The sequence below is a fragment of the Hymenobacter sp. IS2118 genome (genome assembly GCF_000715495.1).
Taxonomy (GTDB): domain Bacteria; phylum Bacteroidota; class Bacteroidia; order Cytophagales; family Hymenobacteraceae; genus Hymenobacter.
On sequence record NZ_JNLX01000066.1, the window covers coordinates 45123 to 64609 of the forward strand.

Sequence of the window (19487 nt, forward strand, 5' to 3'; positions counted from 1 at the left end):
TCGCTGCCTACCCGGCCGGGTAGGCACCGCCTGATTAAGAGAAGCGGGCGGGAGGCCCGGCGTTGCCCGGCGGCGCGGCTCTGCCTGGGGCCAGGCCGGACCCTTCCACCCTTACGTTCATTGCATGTACGTTCGCAAGCATATTCATTGGCGCGTTATCTGAAATTACTCTTGGAAAGACGTGCTCATTTTCCTGGTTTACGATACCCTGGTGGCGGTGCTCTACGGCCCGCTGCACGTACACTGGCTGGACGTGCCGTGGCAGCTGGTCAGCATCGTGGGCGTAGCGGTCTCGTTTTACGTCGGCTTTAAAAACAACGGCTCCTACAGTCGCTTCAACGAGGCCCGGCAGCTGTGGGGCGGCATCGTGAACCGGAGCCGGAGTTGGAGCATGCTGGTGCTGGGCCACACCCTACCGGCCCACCCCGCGGCTCTGACGAGCGAGCAAGTGGCCTGCCAGCGCGGGCTCGTGTACCGCCAGATGGCCTGGGTGAATGCCCTGCGCCTGCACCTGCGCCGCCAGCCCGAATTATGGGAAACGGACGTGGCCCCGCTGCTTGCCCGAGCCGAAGCTGCCCGGCTCCGGGGACTGGCCAACCCTCCGGCGCAATTGCTGCTGGTGCAAACCCAAGCCCTGCGCGCGGCAGGCAACCTATTCAATGACCTGCAGCACCGCACCCTGGTCGAAGACCTGCGCGAGCTCACCAACCTGCAGGGGGGCTGTGAGCGGATTAAAAACACGCCGTTCCCGCGCCAGTATGCCTTTTCCAGTTTGGTCTTTGTGTGGCTGTTCATTGCCATCCTGCCGCTGGGCCTGCTGGGCGAGTTCGAGAAGCTGGGCCACGGCCACTATTGGCTGACCGTGCCGTTCTCAGTGCTCGTATCCTGGGTCTTCGCCACCATCGAACTCGTGGGCCACATCAGCGAAGACCCGTTTGAAAACCAGATGAACGACGTGCCCATGACGGCGCTGTGCCGCACCATTGAAATTGACTTGCGGCAGATGCTAGGCGAGGCAGAAGTGCCGCCGAAGCTGGAGTCCGTGCGGGGCGTGCTCAATTAGGGATGTAGGGGCAAGCCGAACAGGGCAGCCCGCATTCACTCACTCAGCATCCGCTCAATATGGGTAGAGGCTTGAAAAAACCACCCTGGTGCCTACCTACAGGTTTGCACCAGGGCGGTTACACTCAGCGTAGCCGTGGCATCGGTGGTGTAGTTGTCGTTGTTAACGCACACGTAAAGGCGCCTGGTGCCCGCCGGCAGGGCAATGGGCCGGGTTTCCTGGGGCGTGTTTTCTGCCGCCCGGAAACATACCTTATCCCGGGAAATGGTGCCCTTGGTAGCGAGAAACTGTTGGGCTGCGCTTTCATCGGGCGTGATGTACCAGTGGCACTTGGTGCTCACCGTGGGCGGGGCGTTGTTGCCCTGTTTGGTAAGAGCCGTGGCCGCGGTGCCCAGCAGTGCCGGGGCGGCGGCTCCGCCACTGCCAGCCACGGCGGCCATGGCCAGCGCCGTCGACCATGATATGGGGGGCTGGCCTTCGTCGCGCACGTCGAGCTTGTAAACGATGCCCACCGTGCCGTCGGGAATATCAACGGTAAACACCTTCCGGCTGGTGTGCATGCAGTTGCTGCAATGAATGGTGGCGTTGCTCAGCGGCAGCGCGTCCTGCATGAGCGAAGTACACTTGATTTCTCGGCCGTCGTCGTGCCAACTACGGAAATCAGCTTGCTGCACGCCGTTGACGTACGTCCCGCGGAAGCTCACCTGGCCGTTCTCGTGCCAGCTGCAGCACAGCCCGGTAGGCTTGTCGGGCGCTTCGGCGGCCATTTTGCCTTCCCATTGCTTTTTCCATGAGGGGTAGTAATAGTCGCGCACGGTGCCCATGGTTTTGCCTGCGGCGTCGTGGCGGGCAATGCGAGCGTAGGCGACTTCTTCTTGGGTCTCGGTGCGCTCCCAGTCGCGGTCGAAATACACGGTGTCAGCCGGTGGGAGACTGACGGCCGCGGGCCTGGGCCGCTGGGCCAGCGCGGGCCAACCAATCAGGAGAAAGAGGACGTGCAACAAGTAACGTTTTCCCATGAAAGGAATAAGTGGTAGAAAAAGACGGAATGCGGTGGGTAAATATACCAGGCTGCTGCCCATTCCCAGACCTAGCCCACGCAAAAAGGGGCCGCTCCATGGAGCGGCCCCTTTTTGCAACTGCCCATGATGGTGTTTAGAGCGTCAGGCCCAGGCCGGCAAACCAGGTACGGCCCTCGGCGGGCAAAATGCCGGGGCCGGGGTAGCCGCCAGCCCGGCGGGTGAAGTAGCGCGCGTCGAACACGTTGTTGACGCCGCCGCTGAGTCGGTAGCGGCTGTCGCGGCCCAGTTTCCAGGTGGCCGAGAAGTCGGCGACCTGGTAGGCCGGCACGGCCCCGGTTTGCGCGTTGGCGGTGGGCTGCTCCGTGTTGTTGGCGTCGGCGTAGGCCTTGCCCACGTGGCTGAACTGCCCGGTTACCGACAGCCCTTTGTGCGCAAAGGTGAGGCCGGTGCGCAGGGTCTGACGCGGGGCGTTTTCCACGTACTTGCCTTCCAGGTTGCTTTCCACAATCTGCGTGGTAGTCCCCGTGCCGGTGAGCGTGGTCACGGGCAGGTCGCCGTAGCGGGCATCGAGCAAACTCAGGGCCGCGAACAGGTCAAGGTGAGGCAGGTTGGAGTTGCCGGTAATCGAGTGAATCAGGTCCAGCTCGGCGTAGGCTTCCAGACCGTGGGTCTGGGTGCGGCCCAGGTTGGTGCGGAACTGCTGGGTCTGGCCGGCGGTGCCGCCGGGCACGGACCGGCGCACGGTGCCGATGCGGTCCTCGTAGTTCATAAAGAAGTAGCCCACGTCGAAGCGCAGCCAGTTTTTGAAATTGCCGCGGTAGCCCACTTCGGTGGTGTAGCCGCGGGCGTCCTTCAGGTTGGGGTCGATGACGTCGGCGGTGGCCGGCGGCACTAAGTCGCCGAAGAGCACGGGCCGGAAAGCGCGGGAATAGTTGGCGTAGAGGTTGGTCGTGGCCGACACCTGAAATTCGGTGCCGAGGCCGTAGAGCAGCACGTTGCGCTGGCTGGACTGGTCCGGAATGCGGTTTTCGCTGCCGTTGGCGGCCCGGCCCAGGTAGCCCGTGCCGGTGTTGCGCAGGTACTCGTAGCGCAGGCCCGGCGTGAAGCTCAGCCGCGGGCCGGCGCGCAGCAGCAGCTCGGCAAACGCCGCGGCGTTGGTGGTGGTGAAGTCAAACTCGTTAATGAAGCGGCCGTCGCCGGTCAGCGTCAGGTCAAAATCCGAGCCCGTGGTGCCGGTGCCGCGCTGCCGGCGCGAGGTGGTGGCCCGGTAGGCCCGCAGGCCGGTGGCCAGCGTGTGGGTGCGGCCCAGCAGGTCCACGTCCTGGGTCAGGCGCAGCTCGGCGCCGAGGTTGCGGTAGTCGTCGCGGTCTACCTGGCGGGCGGCAAACTGCCGGGTGCGGCGGTTCACGGTGTCGGGCGCCGGCAGGCCGACCACGAAGCCCACGCTGTTGCGGGCGGCCACCAGTCCAAAGGTTTTCAGGCTCAGGCGGGTGCGTTCGCCGGCGCGGTATTCCAGCGTGAGGGCCGGCACCAGCCACGGCGTGCCGAGCCAGTTGCGCGCCCGGGTGCTCTGGCGGCTGTCCTGCGCGAACTGCGCGTCGGTCAGGCCACCGGGCTGTTGCAGCTGGTTGGTCATGTAGGTCAGCTCCGCGTTCAGGGTCAGGCGCTCGGTCAGGGCCACGTGCACGTTGCCGTGCAGGTCGTCCACGCTGAACTGATTGGAAGGGCGCCAGCCGTTGCCCTGGCGGTGGCGGTAGTAGGCGTAGTAGTTCACCTTGCCCACGGTGCCGCCCACGGCGTTGTAGGAATTGAGCAGGCCGTTGGAGCCGGCCGTGTTGCTGGTTTCAATTTCGACTTTCTTGTCGCGGGACCCGCGCTTGAGCTCGTAGTTGAGCAGGCCCCCGAACTGCGGCCCGAACTGCAGGCCGGCCCCTCCGCGCAGCAGTTGGATGCGCTCCACTGCTTCCAGCGGCGGGTTGTAGTACGCTTCGGGGTAGCCAAAGGCGTCGGCGCTCACGTCGTAGCCGTTCTGGCGCACGTTGAACTCCCAGCTGCGGTTGGGGCTCAGGCCGCGGGTGGCCACGTTAATCTGCTGGCCCGAGCCGTCGTTTTCCCACACCACCAGGCCAGGGATGCGAGCCATCACCTGGCGCATGCTGTTCTGGGCCAGGTTGGCGTTCACCTCCCGGGGCTTGATGAGCTCGTTGCGGCGGCCGGCGGTAATCGTGGTGCCATCGACGGGGGCGGCAAAGTGCGTGGCCGCGCCGGTCACGGTGACTTCGCTCAGGGCCTGGCGGCGGATGGAATCGGGCGCGGCGGGCGCCTGTTGCGCCAGCACCGGGTGCCAGGAAGCGGTAGAAAAGGCAGCAGCGACCAGAAGGCCGGCAACGGAACGGTAAGAAAAATAGCTCATTAGTGGGCCTTGGGTGAATTAACGGCACAAAGATACCCTTATTTAGAATGATTACAAATAACATCAATCCTCTTTATTGCTTACATAGTTCCCCATTTTGCCAGTTGGCCTCAAGCAATCGGAGGCATCGAGCGCCGCAATGTCCGTTGCAGCGCGCGGTTGAACAGGTAGTACAAGCCATACAGCGAAGCGCGGAAAGCAGCACCTTGCCGGCGGTGTCGGTATCGGGGTTACGGAGCAGGGCGGCCGCTTCCTGCGCCTCGGAGCCCAGCCAACAGAAGAAGAAGAAGCTATGCGGCAAGATGCCCAGCGCTCAAACGGACAGAAACCGGCGGCGCTCCACCCGAAGCACGGCCAGTTCCACCCGCACCGAGCGCAGTCGCTGGTCGACGGCGCTGGCTTGCCGCTTGATGCGGCCGGTGAAGGTTGCCTGGGGCAAGGAGCGCACGGTGAAGCTGACGGTGCCGGATGCGTTCAGGTAGGGCCTGTGGGCTTTGGGAACAGCTACCACCAGCCGGAGCGCAGCCGAGGAAAGGAATGTGTGTCCAATCCGAATGTGTTACCAGTACACTCTTTTTGCCCGGTTTACCCGACCTCCTCACGCCCCAGTAGCTTGCGCACCCAGTCGAGCAATCCATGAATACGGGAGTTGAGATAACACTCGTGACAGTGGCGGAAGGACCACAAGCAATCCACCGTATCCGTGAACAGGTGGAAAAGCAGGCCCACGGCGACAATTTGCGTCGCCGGCAGCAGTAGCAACAGCGCATACACCGGGATGGCATAAAAAGAGTGCAGCGGATGATACCCCACGCTACAGCGCAGCGGGTCGAAGACGGGGGTGGCCAGCAGGTGGTCCAAGTCCATGAGCATCGTGGCCAACATAATAAGGTATGCGGTTTGCCACATTAAGGGGAAAAACACCAGCGCCAATGCGGCTGGAAACACAAAGTGCAGGCTATAATGCACCAGCGTTTGGGCGCTTAATAATTTGGGTGCGGAGGGCTGGCGTAGCCCGCGCGGAGTCATCGGCCGGGTTGAGCTGTTCGCGGTATCCTTACTCGTTGCTTTTGGATACCTTCCACCCGATTGATTCGCCTGCTCCTTTTTCTCCAAGGACCTGTAGTTCAGCGTGTCTGCGGCCCGGAGTCGCACTTTCGCCTTTACCCGCCTCTGCGAGGTGGTGGGGAATTCATGGGCGGTGACGGCCGTTGCCGTATCGAAGCGCTGTACCGGCCGCGGAGGGCGAGACTCGGCGGCAACTGCAAACTTGTAGACTATAGCGGATGACTGGCAACCGGCCAGTAGCAGAACCAGGCCGGCGGCGATATATCTGATGAGGCGGAAAACAGGTAAAGGAAGCATGCGGTCTCATTACAACGGGCCGAAAGATTACGCTTAGCCCGGGCGGCCCAACCAATGGTACGCACTGCAAAGCAAAAAGGCAGCTCCATAGGAGCTGCCTTTTTTTCGGGTTGTCGCGTCCGTTTAGCGGTTGCGCGTGAGCCAGTTCTGCAGCGCGGCAATCTCTTGGCGCTGGTCGGTGATGATGGCCTGGGCCAGGGCGCGGGTGGTGGCGTTGCGGCCGTATTGCAGCAGGGCTTCCGAGTTGTCGATGGCCGCCTGGTGGTGGTCGACCATGAGCTGCGCAAAGTCGTAATCCGGCCGGGCCGTGAGGGTGCGCGCGTTGCTGGCGGCCATCATCTTGTCCATGTTGGTTTTCTGCACGGTGTTGAACTGCGGCACCAGGGGCTGCATGGGCTGGTGGCCGCTGGTGAAGGCGTTGAACTGCCCGATTTCGGCCCGCTGCTTGGTGATGATGTCCTGCGCCGTGGTCTTCATTTCCTGGTTGCTACCCGTGCGCAGCTCCTCTTCGGCCATCTTGATGGCGGCCTCGTGGTGCAGCACCATCTGGGTGGCGTAGTCGTGGTCGGGGTCTTGGGTTTTCGCCTGCGCGTCCATCTTGGTCATCATGTCGTCCATGATTTTCATGTAGGGACTGTCGTGGGCCATGTCGTCCATATTGTGGTCCTTTTTACAGGCCGTAAACAGGACGGTGAAGAGCAGTAGGGCTAAAAAGGGCAAACGCGAAAGACGGTTCATGGTCAGCGGAGCTTAATTACTGATGGTGAACCATAACAACGACGGGCTTACCGCATTGTTTCTACACCTTTCGGCCGATTTCCTTGCATAATTTCCCGCTGCCGCAACCCCTTGTCCGTGTATCAAAGCGCTATTTTGCAGCGGGCTTGTGCTCGCTATACTGTTTATAAGGTATGATAAGTCTTAGTTATCATACCTTATCCACTACTTTTGGGAATCGCCCGATTTCCGTGTTTTCACTCCTTATTATATAGGCTGCCGTGAGTTCCGTACCTGTCGCTCCCGCCTCACCCAGCTCCGTGGGCCTCGCGCACCTGACCGAGCATACGACGCGCTATGTCGAAGCCGGCTTGCAAGGCGCCCCCAATACCGCCCGGGCTTACGCCGGCGATTGGCGCCGCTTCACCACCTGGTGCACCGCGCACGGACAGGTAGCGCTGCCGGCCTCGGTGGAAACGCTCGCGGGGTTTGTGACCCACCTGGCCGAAGCCGGGAAAAAGGTATCGACCATTCAGCGCAGCTGCGCGGCCATCAGCAAAGCCCACGCGCTACGCGACCTGGCCTCGCCCACGGACGACAAGAAATTCAAGGTGCTCATGGACGGCATCAGCCGGCTGAAGGGCGTGCGGCAAAAGCAGGCCCCGGCCTTTTCGCTGGCCAGCTTCAAGCGCACCATCAAGCACATCGATGCCACAACGCCAGCAGGATTGCGAGACCGGGTAATTCTGCTGCTGGGCTTTACCGGCGCTTTTCGCCGTTCCGAATTGTCGGCCTTAGACCTGGACGACTTGACCTTTTCTGAGGATGGGCTTACTATCAATCTGAAGCGCAGTAAGACCAACCAGCTGGGGGAAGCCGAAGAGAAGGCCATTTTCTACTCCCCAGACCCTACGCTTTGCACCATTCGTACGCTGCAGGCCTGGCTACGGCTACTGGAGCGTACTTCGGGGCCAATTCTGGTATCATTCCGCAAAGGCGGGCGCCTCACCGACCGCCGACTTACGGATGTCCACCTCAATAAAATCGTGCAGCGGCACCTGGGACCTAAGTTTACGGCCCACTCCCTGCGTGCCTCCTTCGTGACAGTAGCTAAACTTAACGGCGCTGATGACAGCGAGGTCATGAACCAGACTAAGCACAAGACCTCGGAGATGATTCGGCGCTATACCCGACTTGACAACGTGCGTCAGCATAACGCCGCCCAAAAATTAGGCTTATAATATTATTTAATGGCTACCAATCACTCGCAGAGATACGCCAGCCAGGTCTCGAACAAAGTTTTGTGTAACGCCCAGAAGCTTTAGGATTTCATCTCCCACTTTTGATTTAGTAAGCGAAGGCTGTACGATTATCATTTCAAACTCCAGTGGCAACCGGCGCTTAGCCAGCTTTTTCAGGGCTTCCAATTCTATTGCGGTGCCCTTCTCAAATCGGCTGCGTGACACCCCCTTTTTGTTCTTAGGTTCCCGACGCAACAAGTGCATCATCAATGCATCGCCCGGCTTGTGCTTCCAGTGCATCGAACGTTGGGCCTGCCCGCACACTTCATATAGATTGCCAACGGAGTTGCCGACTTTACCTTTTTTGGCATACTTCAAATGATAGAGCTCGACTCTGATTTTGTCGGTGAGCACTTTTATAGCAACTACGTCCGCGGCCTCGCCGCTTCCATCATCATCGAAAATGATGTCGTAGTCCCGCTTGTTCAACTCCTTAATTACATGGTACTGGATGGAATCTGTTACCGGTAACACCCCCTGTGATTCTGCGTTTAAGTCAACACCCGTCCAATCCCAGACCTCAATGTCGGCTTGTGGAAATAGACCAATGTTTTGTTTCAGGGGTACGTAGTCATTACCGCTGACCGAAGAGCCGTCCACAAACCAAATGGCCGGTGGGAAGGCTTGAAAAAAAGCAGCTCCAGCAAGGTTGCGTCGACCATACAATACACTAACCGTTGGCCCAGCGACTTGAGATATTTCATAATCAGGATACTCTTCGCCGGCTTCTCCGGCTTCTATAATCTTGAGCTCAAATTCTGCTTGTTGGGTGTCGCTGGACACGGCGAATTTGATGGATGTCGCATTAAAAATGCCCGTTAAATCAATTGAGAGACAGGACAAATCCGCCTTCTCGGTGCCAAGTTCAAATTTGAAATGCAGTTCCCCTTCATTGTATAAGTCTTCGTGCCAGTCAATCCATACCGGGTCAAGGGCTGGAAACCGTTCAATGAGGATAGGCACTAGGGTTTCTTTTAGAAACTGGTTGGGGTCGATACTGGGGTCCAGAAGCTTTTTGCCAATTTTTTCGCACCATTTCTTAAACACGCTCAGGTCGTTCTCGCGTTTGGTCCAGATACGGCCTTTGTAGGAGGCCCCCAAATTGACTTTTTTACCCACTTCGTAGCCCGCTCCCATCACAAAAGCCTTTTCGCCCTTCTGTTTTTCGATGATGCTGATGGCCTCTTCCAAGTCGCGACCTACCATCATGCGGAACCTGATGTCCTTGCCCAGACGGTTCCGCAGCCCCACGTTTTGAAGCGTGATGCGGTGCATTCCATCGAAGGTTTTGAACACATCAACCCCTTTTATCAATTGAGCAGCATCACCGATAATGGCCTTAGCCAAGTCTTCATACAAGGAGGAATTATCGGAACTGTGAATGAAAAGCAGATTTTTTTTGGTTTCCCAGTAGACCACAATTATCCGCCAGGTAAGTTGATAGACCTCCTTGGAATCCAGCCAATCTACCCCTTCCTGGGTAGCCGTGATGACAATAAGCATATTATCTTCCCGGTTCAAGTCATCGAACTTGTAAAAGGCTTTCTCATAGCCGGGCAGCCCTTTCTTAAAATTGCCAGGGCTCCATGTATCGGTTTTGTTTTTATAGACGACCGTGCTCAGCTTGACCTTGATGTTGTTGAGTGGCAACTTCGACTCGGCCAGTTTTGGAAAGCCTGCCAGGAGTTTTTTAAAGTCAACTTCTTCGGCCACTTTGCCCTCGCTCATGTTGGCCAACAGCAGGCTCCAGTTGGCATCCCGCGCGTAGAGCTCATCCAGTTCGTCGCCTACTTCCGGGTCCGCTATGTTGGCAATGAAACACGCATCACCCAACTGCTCGTCGTACTTGGTGCGCGTGAAGCGCCCGGCCAGCTGGAGGGTAATAGACAAGCTTTTCCGGATATCGTGAAAAGCGGCAATTTTAAGTTCGGGCAAATCAAAACCCTCCCCAAGCATATCAACGCAGACAATAATTCGGGTCTGTTTAGCCACTATCTTCCGATAGTTTTCTTTGCCTTTTGGCATGCCGGAGTAGAGAATAACCGGTTGCAAATCGGTTTCCTGGGCATACAGCTGAAATACTTTCTCGGCGCGCTCTTTTGTCGCACACCGCGCCATCAGGATGTGATTGTGCGGGATTGCTAAATCCTTCCGAAGGCGGGCAATGGCGGTTTCGGCAATGACTTTATCAGCTTCTTCGGGCTTGGCCACGCTGACGGGAAGAAACTCGATGTTTTTATAGTACCCTTGCTTTTGGGCTTCGCTCAGCGGGAAATTGAAAAGGATACTGCCTTCCAAACGCTGGCCATCGTTGCGGAATGGGGTAGCGGTGAACTGAATTATTTTCTTGGCATCGAAACGCTCCTTCACGTAGTTCCAGGACTTGGCTCTAACGTGGTGCGCTTCATCGATGAAGACGTGTGAGCATTCGGCCGACAGGTGCTCCAGTTCTTCTTTGGCCAGCGTTTGAAGAATAGCCATTGTGGCCACAACTACATTGCTTTGCGCAACGAATTGGTGAAAGTCCGAGGTTTCGGTAAATGACTGCCGAAATGTGCCTACGGATGGGTAAAGGGCACTTTCGTCCAGAATTCGAAATTCCTTCAACAGGCCAAGCGTGATAAATTTTTCCGCAATCTGGGTGCGCAGCGCATCCGACGGAACCACCACCAAAACTTTGCGGCACTGATTAGCCACCAAAGTTGCCAGCATGGTTTCAGTCTTGCCCGTACCCGTAGGCAACACCACAATGCCCGCGCCCGTCGGGAGCTTCAAATGCCCCAGTATCGAGTAGATGGCGCCAAGCTGTGGTTGGCGCAAGCCATTAATCTTGGCGTCCTGGTCCTCTTCTATGAAATGGAATTTACCGCGCCAGGATGCCGTGATTTCTTCAGGGCTGGCAGCAATAGGCTGTTCTGCCTTGAGCCACTTTTTAAACACCAGCTCTTGCTGCGTGAAGGCAGCGAGTGTGGGCTTTTTCCGGCTTTGTAATACGTTGGGCTCGTCGCCTGGAATGTCAGTTTCGGTAGCCGTCAAATAAGCATTAATTTCTGCGGAAGTCACACGCAGACCCGTGAGATGGACGGTAGCCGTCACGTCCGTCAACGTCCTGCCTTTTACTACGAGCTGCGTAATCATATTCTTGCTTTTGGGTATTACAAACCAGTTGTTACGCCAATCGGGTAAAGTCAGCTTCATCGGTAGATAATTAATGGAAAGTCAGGCAGGTGAAGCAGTAGATTTACGCTTCGTAAGGAAGGCATAAACATACGCTTTGGCTACTTATTTCCTGTTCTAGCCCGGTACGCTTGCTGCCTTATGCCCACGGGGCCGAATCTGAAATAGCCAACTCATATAAGGTGTCTGTCAAGCTCAAACTACCGTATGGCCTGCACGACGGGCAATTGATTCACATAAATGCCGCTGCTAATGGCCTGGCCTGTGGCTGCGAGTGTCCGGGCTGTGGGGCGCAGCTGGTGGCCAAAAACGGAGCCGCCAATCAGAAAGCAGCCCATTTTGCCCACCACAAATCGGCAGAGTGCAGCACCGGGCTTCAAACGGCCCTGCACATGGCAGCGAAGGACATTATTGCCCGACACGGCCAATTGTGCCTGCCCGGTGCAGCCGGTGACTTTTCCTTTACTCCTGGTTTCTGGGCAAACTTCGACTTTGACGCAAAGCCCTATACATATGAGCTGGAGCACACTGATGGCTTTAACCACGCAACCTCCGAGTACAACGAAACGGAGCTGGGAATGCTTTCGCGCTACTATTTTGCCCCGTACCTAGCTCCTATCGAAGCTGTCATACTAGAGAAAAAGACCGGCGACATCATCCCCGATGTGGTTGTTACCATTGGGGGACGACAAGTGCTGGTGGAGGTGGCCGTAACGCATTTTGTGGATGCGGAAAAGCTGGAAAAGATTCGAACCCTGGGCCTGCCCGCGCTGGAAATTGACTTAAGCAAAATCAAGCGCGACCTGTCCCTACCCGAGTTGGAAGAGTTAATTATTCAGCAGGCAGACTATAAGAAATGGCTGTTCAATCCGGCCTTGCGTGCAAAGCTCCGGGACCGGCGGCAGCGCTATTTTGAAGCTTGCCGGCTTGAAATTGAACGGCTACGTGCCGAAGACCTCCGGGAGGAAGCCCGCCAGGCTACCCGACAAAAGTGGCAGGCCGAGCTAGCCGTTCGCTCGCCTCAGGAAAGGGCCCGAATAGCGCAAAGCAAACCAGCTTTCTACCGCAATCATTATTGGCCGCTCAGCAAGTGCTTGGTAAATGGTATGGAGCCGGTGTGGCACGTCGACGGCTGCCCGAAGGCTGTCCGCCGGTACCACGGGGTACCGTATGCGAATGTGGCCGTGGATTGCTTTGAATGTGACGCCTTTCAGGGCTTCGGCCCCGACCGGACCCAGATTGTGTGTTTGTTCGAATACCTTAAAAATAAGGAAGCCAATGCGGGCACCTGACTTTGCGCAGGTTATCCGGCGGAAGGCCTGTAGATGGCAATACCAATTGCCGCGTGTAGGATTAGTGAGCAGCTTAAGAGGTGCCAATTGGATTAGCTTCGGGTTTGCCGCTACCGTACCTTCGTCGGCTCCCTTACGCTACGCTTTTTATGCCCACCCTCCACTGGATTGGTAAAGACAAAGTCATCAACCACCACCAGGACGTTCCTTTCCGCCTCCTCGACCACCAGTACGGCGCCCTGGCCGACGGCACCCAAACCGCCGAACCCACCGGCAGCGGCAACCAGATTATCCACGGCGACAACCTCGAAGCCCTGAAAGCCCTGCTGCCCCAGTACGAGGGCCGGGTGAAGTGCATCTACATCGACCCGCCCTACAACACCGGCAACGAGGGCTGGGTGTACAACGACAACGTCAACGACCCCAAAATCAAGAAGTGGCTCAGCCAGGTAGTGGGCAAGGAAGGCGAAGACCTTTCCCGCCACGATAAATGGCTGTGCATGATGTACCCGCGCCTCAAGCTGCTGCACAAGCTGCTGGCGGAGGATGGAATGATTTTTATTTCTATTGACGATGTGGAAGTCGCCAATTTGCGGCTTGTGGTAGACGAAATTTTCGGAATTAATAATTTCCTAGCCAATATTGCTTGGGAAAAACGATTCACTAGAAGCAATAATGCAAAGCTGTTTTACTCTTTGAAAGACAGTATTTTAGTGTACAGAAAAAGTCAGCTAGTAAGCTATTTAAGGGAATCACGCACCGAAAAAGCAGATTCGCTTTACACTAACCCTGATAATGATTCTCGCGGCGTTTGGATTAGCTCATCATATGTGAATCCTGCCACCAAGGAGAAGAGGAAAAACTTGGTTTATCCTATCAAAAACCCCAATACTGGGCAAGAAATAAATCATCCAACCCATGCTTGGAAATACGGCTATTCGCAGTACGAAGAACATGTGAAAGACAATAGGCTTTATTGGGGTACTGAAGGCAAAAATCCACTGCCTCGTTTAAAGAGCTTTTTGACTGACGCTCAGGGCATGGTTCCAGTCGATATTTGGTATCACAAGGACACTGGGACAACCGATGATGGCGGCAAAACACTAACGGAAATATTTGAAGGTAAAGGCTTATTTGATACGCCAAAACCGGTTGGGCTTATTGAGAAAATCCTCCAACTTGCCACCGACCAAGATTCCATCGTCCTCGACAGCTTCGCCGGCAGCGGCACCACGGCCCACGCCGTGCTCAAGCTCAACCAGCAGGACGGCGGCAACCGCAAATTCATCCTCACGGAGATGGAAGACTACGCCGAGCACATCACGGCGGAGCGGGTGAAGCGCGTGATGCAGGGCTACGCCGGCCAGCCCGGCACCGGCGGCAGCTTCGACTACCTCACGCTGGGCGAGCCGGTGTTTACCGAGAGCGGCGAGCTGAACGAGCAAGCCGGCCTGCCCGGCCTGCGTCAGTACCTCTACTACGCCGAAACCAAGCAGCCGCTCCCCACCGAAACGGCGGACGACAACGCAGCCTTCCTCGGCCAGCACGACGGCGCGGCCTACTACTTCCACTACGCGCCTGAGGAGGTCACGACGCTCGACCACGAGTTTCTGAGCACCATCTGCACCAAAGCGGGCCAGTACATCATCTACGCCGATAACTGCCTGCTCACGCCCGAATTCATGACGCAGCACGGTCTCATTTTCAAGAAAATCCCGCGCGACATTTCGCGTCTCTAGACCACCCGCATGGAGCTGAAACCCTACCAGCAGGAGGTCATTACGGACCTCGCCCGCTTTCTGGACTGCGTGCAGGCCACCAAAAACCTACCCGACGCTTTCCACGATTTCTGGGCCGCGCACCCGCGCACCCCGTTGCAGCCGTTTCCAGGCACGGCCATTGAGCCGTATAAGAACACCGTGCCGGGCGTGCCGCACGTCACCATCAAGGTGCCCACGGCCGGCGGCAAAACCTTCATTGCCAGCAACGCCCTGCGCACCATTTTCGCGGCCTTCCCCGCCAACCGGCCCAAGGCCGTGGTATGGCTGGTGCCATCCATTACGATTCTGGACCAGACGCTGCGCAGCCTGCGCGACCCGCTGCACCCCTACCGCCAGAAAATCAGCACGCACTTTGCCGGCCGCGTGGAGGTGTACGACAAAGCTGCCCTGCTACAAGGCAGCGGCTTTTCGGCCAGCAGCGTACAGGAGCAGCTGAGCCTGGTGGTGCTCAGCTTCGACAGCCTGCGGGCCCGCAACAAGGAAGACCGCAAGGTCTATCAGGAAAACGGCAACCTGCAGTCCTTCGGCACCCTGCTGGGCGATGACGAGGACATCACGCTCATGCGCGTGATTCAGGCCCTGAACCCGGTGGTGGTAGTGGACGAGAGCCACAACGCGGAAAGTGACCTGAGCGTGGACATGCTCAAGAACCTGAACCCCGCCTTCATTCTCGACCTGACGGCCACGCCCCGCAAAAACAGCAACATCATCAGCTTCGTGGACGCGCTGGCGCTCAAAAAAGAGCACATGGTGAAGCTGCCCGTCATCGTCTACAACCACAACGACCTGGCCGAAGTCATCAACTCGGCCCTGCAGCTGCAACGCAACCTGGAACTGCAAGCCAAGCAGGAGCAGAAAGCCGGCGGGCGCTACATCCGGCCCATCGTGCTGTTTCAGGCCCAACCCAAAACGGCCGACGACAACACCACCTTCGAGCTGCTCAAGCAAAAGCTCATCGAGCGTAAGATTCCCGCCAGCCACATCCGCATTAAGACGGCCGGGCTCAACGAGCTGAAAAACGAGGACCTCTCCTCCCCCAAGTGCGAGGTACGCTACATCATCACGGTGAATGCCCTGAAAGAGGGCTGGGACGCGCCCTTTGCCTACATTCTGGCTTCGCTGGCCAACAAGTCGTCGGCCGTGGACGTGGAGCAGATTCTGGGCCGGGTGCTGCGCCAGCCCTACGTGGTGCCCCACGCCGCGCCCATGCTCAACATGAGCTACGTGCTGACGGCCTCCACCAAGTTCATCGAAACGCTGGATAAAATTGTGCAGGGCCTCAACAAGGCCGGCTTCAGCTCCCGCGACTATAAAGTAGCCGACGCCGCCACGCTGGCCCCGAAACCGGAGCCAACGGGCACCTTTACGCAGGCTCCGTTTGACTTCGACCAGAAGCCGGCGAACGGTACGGGCACGGACGACCTGGCGGCGGTTGATTTCTCCCGCGTCGCGCCCGTGGCCCCCGTTACTGAGGAGGCCGTAGCGGCAGCCGCGCTGCAGCCGGCGGCTACCGGGCCCGCTACCAGCACCGTGGAAGCCATTGCTAAAGCGGCGCTGGAACAAGACGCCGCCTTTAAAAAAGTCGTGGACGAAAGCAATGCTGGCGGCGTGACCGTGCTGCCCACCGAACTTCAATCGCTCGTGAAAACCTACCCCATCAAGGACATTTTCCGCGAGCAGGCGGCCGCGCTGGTACTTCCCCAATTCTACTGGAAGAAGCCGGCGGCCAGCCTGTTCGACAGCGGCGACGGCGGTACGACCGTGCTGCTGGAAAAGGAATACCTGCTGCAGGGCTTCCAGCTGGGCAAAGCCGACACCGATATCAAGTTCAACGGCATCTCCTCGGAGCTGTACCGCGTGGACCTGGACGAAACCAAGAAGGAGGCCACGCCCACCTTCACCCGCATCGATGGCGACGCCAAGGAGCGCATCATGGCTTTTATCCTTGACCCGGCCCGCAAGGACAGCCGGGTGAAGAACTTCACGCGCCGCATCCTGGACCTCATCGGCAACCTCTACCCCATTGCCGACAAGGAGATTGAGAAGTACATCCGCCGAATCCTGGAAGACTTCACCGACGAGCAGTTCACTGACTTCGCCAACCACGAATACACCTACACGCAGAAAATCAAGGACAAAATCCGCAGCCTCTCTGAAGAATACGCCCAAAAGCAGTTCAGTAATTTCCTCGACCAGGACAAGGCCATCATGAAGCCGGCCTACACGTTCCCGGTGCAAATAGCGCCTGGCGACACCAGCAAGGCCATTACCAAGTCCTTGTATGAGAAGGAAGGCAAAATCAACGGCTTCGAGGAACGGGTCATCAACGAAATAGCCAACCTGCCCAACATTGCCTTCTGGACGCGCAACCCCGAGCGCAAAGGCTTCCGCATCAACGGCTTCATCAACCACTATCCGGACTTCATCATCCAGACCAAAAGCGGCAAGACGCTGGTGGTTGAAACCAAGGGCGACCACCTAGACGCCGAGACCAAAATCAGCTTAGGCGCGACCTGGGCGCATAAGGCTGGCAACGACTTCCGCTACTACATGGTGTATGAGCGGCGGGCGGTAGATGGCGCACATACGCTGGACAACTTTCTCAATATTTTGCGGGATATATAGGGGCTCCAGGGCCTTCCAGTGGACTTTTTGCCGCGTTATTGGTGTTTACTACCTATGCTCCCATCCCCTCCCGCCGACGTTTTGCGCGTTAATCTTGCTTCCACCATGGAGGTCAATTATTGGTGCCAGGCACTGAACTGCACGGAAACCCGGCTGCGCAATGCGGTCCTTGCGGTGGGTCTGCTGGCAGCCGATGTGCGCGCCTATTTGCAACGGTAAGCACGGCTTCTTGGTAATACCTGACGTCTATACGTTGGGCTTCCTAAACGCTGGGATTGCCTTTTCTTTCTAAAAGCCGCATCTTTGCCTTACAAAAAAAGTATCCGCCACATCGGCTTTGCCGGTGCTGTTTGGTTGGTACCGTAAAATTCTTCGGTCACAAGCTTCGGCTTGCTGTTTGACCGGAAGCCCATCCCGCTGAGGGTGGGTTTTTTTTTGCCTATCCCCTATGCCGCCCCGCCCGATTCGCCACTTCACCAAGCCGGCCATTGACTTCACCCAGCAGCTGCAGAAGCTGCAGGCCCGGGACCTGGTGGTGACGGACGAGCCGCGGGCCCTGCGCTATCTGGCCAACATCAGCTACTACCGGCTCAGCGGCTATTGGGGCAGCTTCCTGACACCCGGCACCAGCCACTTTCAGCCCGGCACCACCTTCGACGACATCCTGCACCGCTACCAATTCGACAGGCAGCTGCGCCTGTTGTGCCTGGAAGCCATTGAGCGGCTGGAAATATCGTTTCGGACGCAAATCATCTACCACATCACCCGCTATACCGGCGACAACAACTGGTACGAGCAGGCCCGTTTTTTCAAGCGAGGTACGCCCGCTGAGCAAGCCGCGTCGGCCCGACTCCTGGCCACCATTCGCGGTGAGCTGGACCGGGCCAAAAGCAAAACGTTCATCGCCGACTACTACCGCTTCTACGACCAGCCCCGCAACCCGCCCGCCTGGATGGTGCTGGAACTGCTCTCCTTCGGCACGCTCTACAACCTGTTCACGCAGTTCGTGGATACCGCCCCCAAGCTGGCCATTGCCAACCACTTTAACCTGGCGTTGCGTGTATTTGATTCCTGAATGCAGAGCATCAACGGCGTCCGCAACAAGTGCGCCCACCACGACCGGCTCTGGGACATTGCCATGAAGCCGATGCTCTCCAACCAGCGGGGCCACGCCGGCTACTGGCTCACCGAGCCCAACGTGACGGCCATCAACACCAGAATCTACTACACGCTTTCCATCTTTAACTTCCTGATGGTACAGGTCAGCCAGACTTCCAGCTTTGGGCGGCGCGTGGTAGCCCTGCTCCGCGAATACGACATCATTGCCCTGGGCCTGCACCAGCAGCATATGGGTTTTCCGGCGGGATGGGACCAGGAAATCATGTGGCTGGAGCCGTAAGCACCGGCAAAATCAGCGTTATTCTGCCTTCTATCTTTGCCATTATTTTAGCATAGTCCTGAACTGTATGATGTTTGATGATGATTCCGCCGAACGATTTGAAGCCGATTTCCCCTCGCTCGATGCCTCGTTTGCCGTACCATATGAAGACGCGTTACGCCTGGTGCGGGGGTATCTGCGCTCCTACGAGCCGGCAGAGCTGCTGGACTGTTGCGCGGACCTGAACCTGGCCGTCGATGTGGAGCAGCTGCGCCGGGTGTACTATGGTCCCCTGGTCAAGCAGGAGCCCAAATTGATTCAGAACCTATTGGGCGTATTCGGCTACCAGGCCCTGCTGCTGGGCTTCGATGTCGGGCCGATACGAGGCAAGACGCGCTACATGCTCTTCCTGAAGACGAAGGGCCGTCTGGAACGCTTTCAACAGGAGCTGGCCGCCTTCGACGCGGAAGTGTAGCGACAATTCATCTGGTAAGTCTGCCCATCTTCCAAACGGGCGGATGTACACGGTAAGCATAGCCACGGCCACCTACCGGCCGCTAGAGTTGGAACAGAATTTCCCGCTACGGATGAGGTGTTCCGCTTCTCTCTACTTTTGGGTTCACTCCCTCCTATCGGCCCTACGCATGGACCAACTTCGCATGATAGAGTACCAGCCGCGCCACTGGCGCGTGGTGTACCCGGCAGTCGTGTTGCAGCACGAGGCGCTGTTTCAGCAAGGCAAAGCCCTGCACACTGCCGCGCCCCTGGAAGCGGAACGCATCTACCGGCAAATCATGGCCGGCTGTGGGGAGCTGCACTTGGATGCGGTGTCGCACCTGGGGATGCTGCTTAACAACCGCACACCCGGTCTGGGCCTCACGTACTTGATGCAGGCATTTATGCAGGCCCGGCTATTGTTTCCTAAAGCCTTCGAGGAAGGGCGGGATGTGCTGCTCTACGAATCTACAGGCAATGGCTTTGTGCTCACGGCCTACTATGCCATGGGCGTGGAGCTGCAAAAAGCCAAGAAATGGACCGACGCGCTGGCCTTGTTCGAGTTTCTGGTGTTGATTAATCCAAAGGATAACCACGGGGCCGGGCGGTGGATTGCGGGCCTGAAGGAGCGGATAGCGGCGGCGGGCGAAAACCCGGACCCGGAAGCTATTTCGCTGGTCAGGCCCTAGGCTACTAGTAAACAAATAGGGGAAAACCGCCGACTCGGTAAGGCTGGCTGAAAGGCTGTTAAGATTCCGTCCGGTTAACTTTTGAACCAAATTTTTAACCAAAGCCATAATCGCGCTCTGTGGCGTTTGAAATACCGCTTATGGGACTCGGTAAGGTTAGCGGTGAGTT

Annotated in this window: 16 protein-coding genes; 10 read left to right on the plus strand and 6 right to left on the minus strand. The window is 57.7% G+C overall.

The features are described from left to right. Nucleotides 1-181: 181 nt before the first annotated feature. Nucleotides 182-1063: a bestrophin family protein gene (locus GM79_RS04930; RefSeq protein ID WP_051718533.1), complete on the plus strand. Its 882-nt coding sequence runs from the start codon at nucleotides 182-184 to the stop codon at nucleotides 1061-1063. A 92-nt stretch (nucleotides 1064-1155) separates the two neighbouring features. On the opposite strand, the gene GM79_RS04935 is transcribed toward GM79_RS04930, so the two are convergent. From GM79_RS04935 to GM79_RS04955, 5 genes are all read right to left on the minus strand, one after another. Then, nucleotides 1156-2082: a toxin-antitoxin system YwqK family antitoxin gene (locus GM79_RS04935; RefSeq protein WP_152559841.1), complete on the minus strand. Its 927-nt coding sequence runs from the start codon at nucleotides 2080-2082 to the stop codon at nucleotides 1156-1158. 136 nt (nucleotides 2083-2218) lie between these two features. Continuing rightward, a complete protein-coding gene (locus tag GM79_RS04940; RefSeq protein ID WP_051718534.1) occupies nucleotides 2219-4498 on the minus strand; it encodes a TonB-dependent receptor family protein in 2280 nt (759 codons plus the stop codon). Between the two features lie 313 nt (nucleotides 4499-4811). Continuing rightward, nucleotides 4812-5009 (minus strand): hypothetical protein, encoded by a 198-nt coding sequence (locus GM79_RS04945; RefSeq protein ID WP_035560157.1) that lies wholly within the window; start codon nucleotides 5007-5009, stop codon nucleotides 4812-4814. Between the two features lie 74 nt (nucleotides 5010-5083). After that, on the minus strand, nucleotides 5084-5863 hold the full coding sequence (locus GM79_RS25720) for a DUF6122 family protein (RefSeq protein ID WP_200875581.1): 780 nt from the start codon (nucleotides 5861-5863) through the stop codon (nucleotides 5084-5086). 123 nt (nucleotides 5864-5986) lie between these two features. Continuing rightward, nucleotides 5987-6601, minus strand: a complete 615-nt coding sequence (locus tag GM79_RS04955) for a DUF305 domain-containing protein (RefSeq protein WP_051718535.1) — start codon at nucleotides 6599-6601, stop codon at nucleotides 5987-5989. A 260-nt stretch (nucleotides 6602-6861) separates the two neighbouring features. On the opposite strand from GM79_RS04955, the gene GM79_RS04960 reads away from it, so the two are divergent. After that, a complete protein-coding gene (locus GM79_RS04960) occupies nucleotides 6862-7821 on the plus strand; it encodes a site-specific integrase (RefSeq protein ID WP_035560163.1) in 960 nt (319 codons plus the stop codon). Between the two features lie 6 nt (nucleotides 7822-7827). Here GM79_RS04960 and GM79_RS04965 read toward each other — a convergent pair whose 3' ends face one another. After that, complete coding sequence (locus GM79_RS04965) at nucleotides 7828-11079, minus strand: DEAD/DEAH box helicase (protein WP_035560166.1); 3252 nt, start codon at nucleotides 11077-11079, stop codon at nucleotides 7828-7830. Nucleotides 11080-11240: 161 nt separating this feature from the next. Between GM79_RS04965 and GM79_RS04970 the strand changes: the two genes are divergently transcribed. The 8 genes from GM79_RS04970 to GM79_RS05000 all read left to right on the plus strand — a co-directional run bounded on the left by GM79_RS04970 (nucleotide 11241) and on the right by GM79_RS05000 (nucleotide 19318). Then, a complete protein-coding gene (locus GM79_RS04970) occupies nucleotides 11241-12350 on the plus strand; it encodes a hypothetical protein (RefSeq protein ID WP_152559842.1) in 1110 nt (369 codons plus the stop codon). 149 nt (nucleotides 12351-12499) lie between these two features. After that, nucleotides 12500-14089 (plus strand): site-specific DNA-methyltransferase, encoded by a 1590-nt coding sequence (locus GM79_RS04975; protein ID WP_035560172.1) that lies wholly within the window; start codon nucleotides 12500-12502, stop codon nucleotides 14087-14089. 9 nt (nucleotides 14090-14098) lie between these two features. Continuing rightward, entirely contained in the window at nucleotides 14099-16756 is a 2658-nt protein-coding gene (locus tag GM79_RS04980; RefSeq protein WP_035560175.1) for a DEAD/DEAH box helicase, read from the plus strand. A gap of 54 nt (nucleotides 16757-16810) precedes the next feature. Then, nucleotides 16811-16975, plus strand: a complete 165-nt coding sequence (locus tag GM79_RS23660) for a DUF3606 domain-containing protein (RefSeq protein ID WP_072008538.1) — start codon at nucleotides 16811-16813, stop codon at nucleotides 16973-16975. A gap of 229 nt (nucleotides 16976-17204) precedes the next feature. Continuing rightward, on the plus strand, nucleotides 17205-17831 hold the full coding sequence (locus tag GM79_RS04985) for an Abi family protein (RefSeq protein WP_035560178.1): 627 nt from the start codon (nucleotides 17205-17207) through the stop codon (nucleotides 17829-17831). Continuing rightward, nucleotides 17832-18155 carry a hypothetical protein gene (locus GM79_RS04990; protein ID WP_035560181.1) on the plus strand — a complete coding sequence of 108 codons (324 nt, stop codon included), beginning with the start codon at nucleotides 17832-17834 and terminating at the stop codon, nucleotides 18153-18155. 67 nt (nucleotides 18156-18222) lie between these two features. Next, nucleotides 18223-18609: a hypothetical protein gene (locus GM79_RS04995; RefSeq protein WP_035560184.1), complete on the plus strand. Its 387-nt coding sequence runs from the start codon at nucleotides 18223-18225 to the stop codon at nucleotides 18607-18609. Nucleotides 18610-18778: 169 nt separating this feature from the next. Further along, nucleotides 18779-19318 carry a hypothetical protein gene (locus GM79_RS05000; protein ID WP_152559843.1) on the plus strand — a complete coding sequence of 180 codons (540 nt, stop codon included), beginning with the start codon at nucleotides 18779-18781 and terminating at the stop codon, nucleotides 19316-19318. The last annotated feature ends 169 nt before the right edge of the window (nucleotides 19319-19487 follow it).

Excerpts from the sequence above, each read along its gene's own strand:
- GM79_RS05000 (WP_152559843.1), top strand. The coding sequence starts at position 18,779 with ATGGACCAACTTCGCATGATAGAGTACCAGCCGCGCCACTGGCGCGTG.
- GM79_RS04995 (WP_035560184.1), top strand. The coding sequence starts at position 18,223 with ATGATGTTTGATGATGATTCCGCCGAACGATTTGAAGCCGATTTCCCC.
- GM79_RS25720 (WP_200875581.1), bottom strand. The coding sequence starts at position 5,863 with ATGCTTCCTTTACCTGTTTTCCGCCTCATCAGATATATCGCCGCCGGC.
- GM79_RS04955 (WP_051718535.1), bottom strand. The coding sequence starts at position 6,601 with ATGAACCGTCTTTCGCGTTTGCCCTTTTTAGCCCTACTGCTCTTCACC.
- GM79_RS04990 (WP_035560181.1), top strand. The coding sequence starts at position 17,832 with ATGCAGAGCATCAACGGCGTCCGCAACAAGTGCGCCCACCACGACCGG.
- GM79_RS23660 (WP_072008538.1), top strand. The coding sequence starts at position 16,811 with ATGCTCCCATCCCCTCCCGCCGACGTTTTGCGCGTTAATCTTGCTTCC.
- GM79_RS04965 (WP_035560166.1), bottom strand. The coding sequence starts at position 11,079 with ATGAAGCTGACTTTACCCGATTGGCGTAACAACTGGTTTGTAATACCC.
- GM79_RS04940 (WP_051718534.1), bottom strand. The coding sequence starts at position 4,498 with ATGAGCTATTTTTCTTACCGTTCCGTTGCCGGCCTTCTGGTCGCTGCT.
- GM79_RS04985 (WP_035560178.1), top strand. The coding sequence starts at position 17,205 with ATGCCGCCCCGCCCGATTCGCCACTTCACCAAGCCGGCCATTGACTTC.
- GM79_RS04935 (WP_152559841.1), bottom strand. The coding sequence starts at position 2,082 with ATGGGAAAACGTTACTTGTTGCACGTCCTCTTTCTCCTGATTGGTTGG.
- GM79_RS04980 (WP_035560175.1), top strand. The coding sequence starts at position 14,099 with ATGGAGCTGAAACCCTACCAGCAGGAGGTCATTACGGACCTCGCCCGC.
- GM79_RS04975 (WP_035560172.1), top strand. The coding sequence starts at position 12,500 with ATGCCCACCCTCCACTGGATTGGTAAAGACAAAGTCATCAACCACCAC.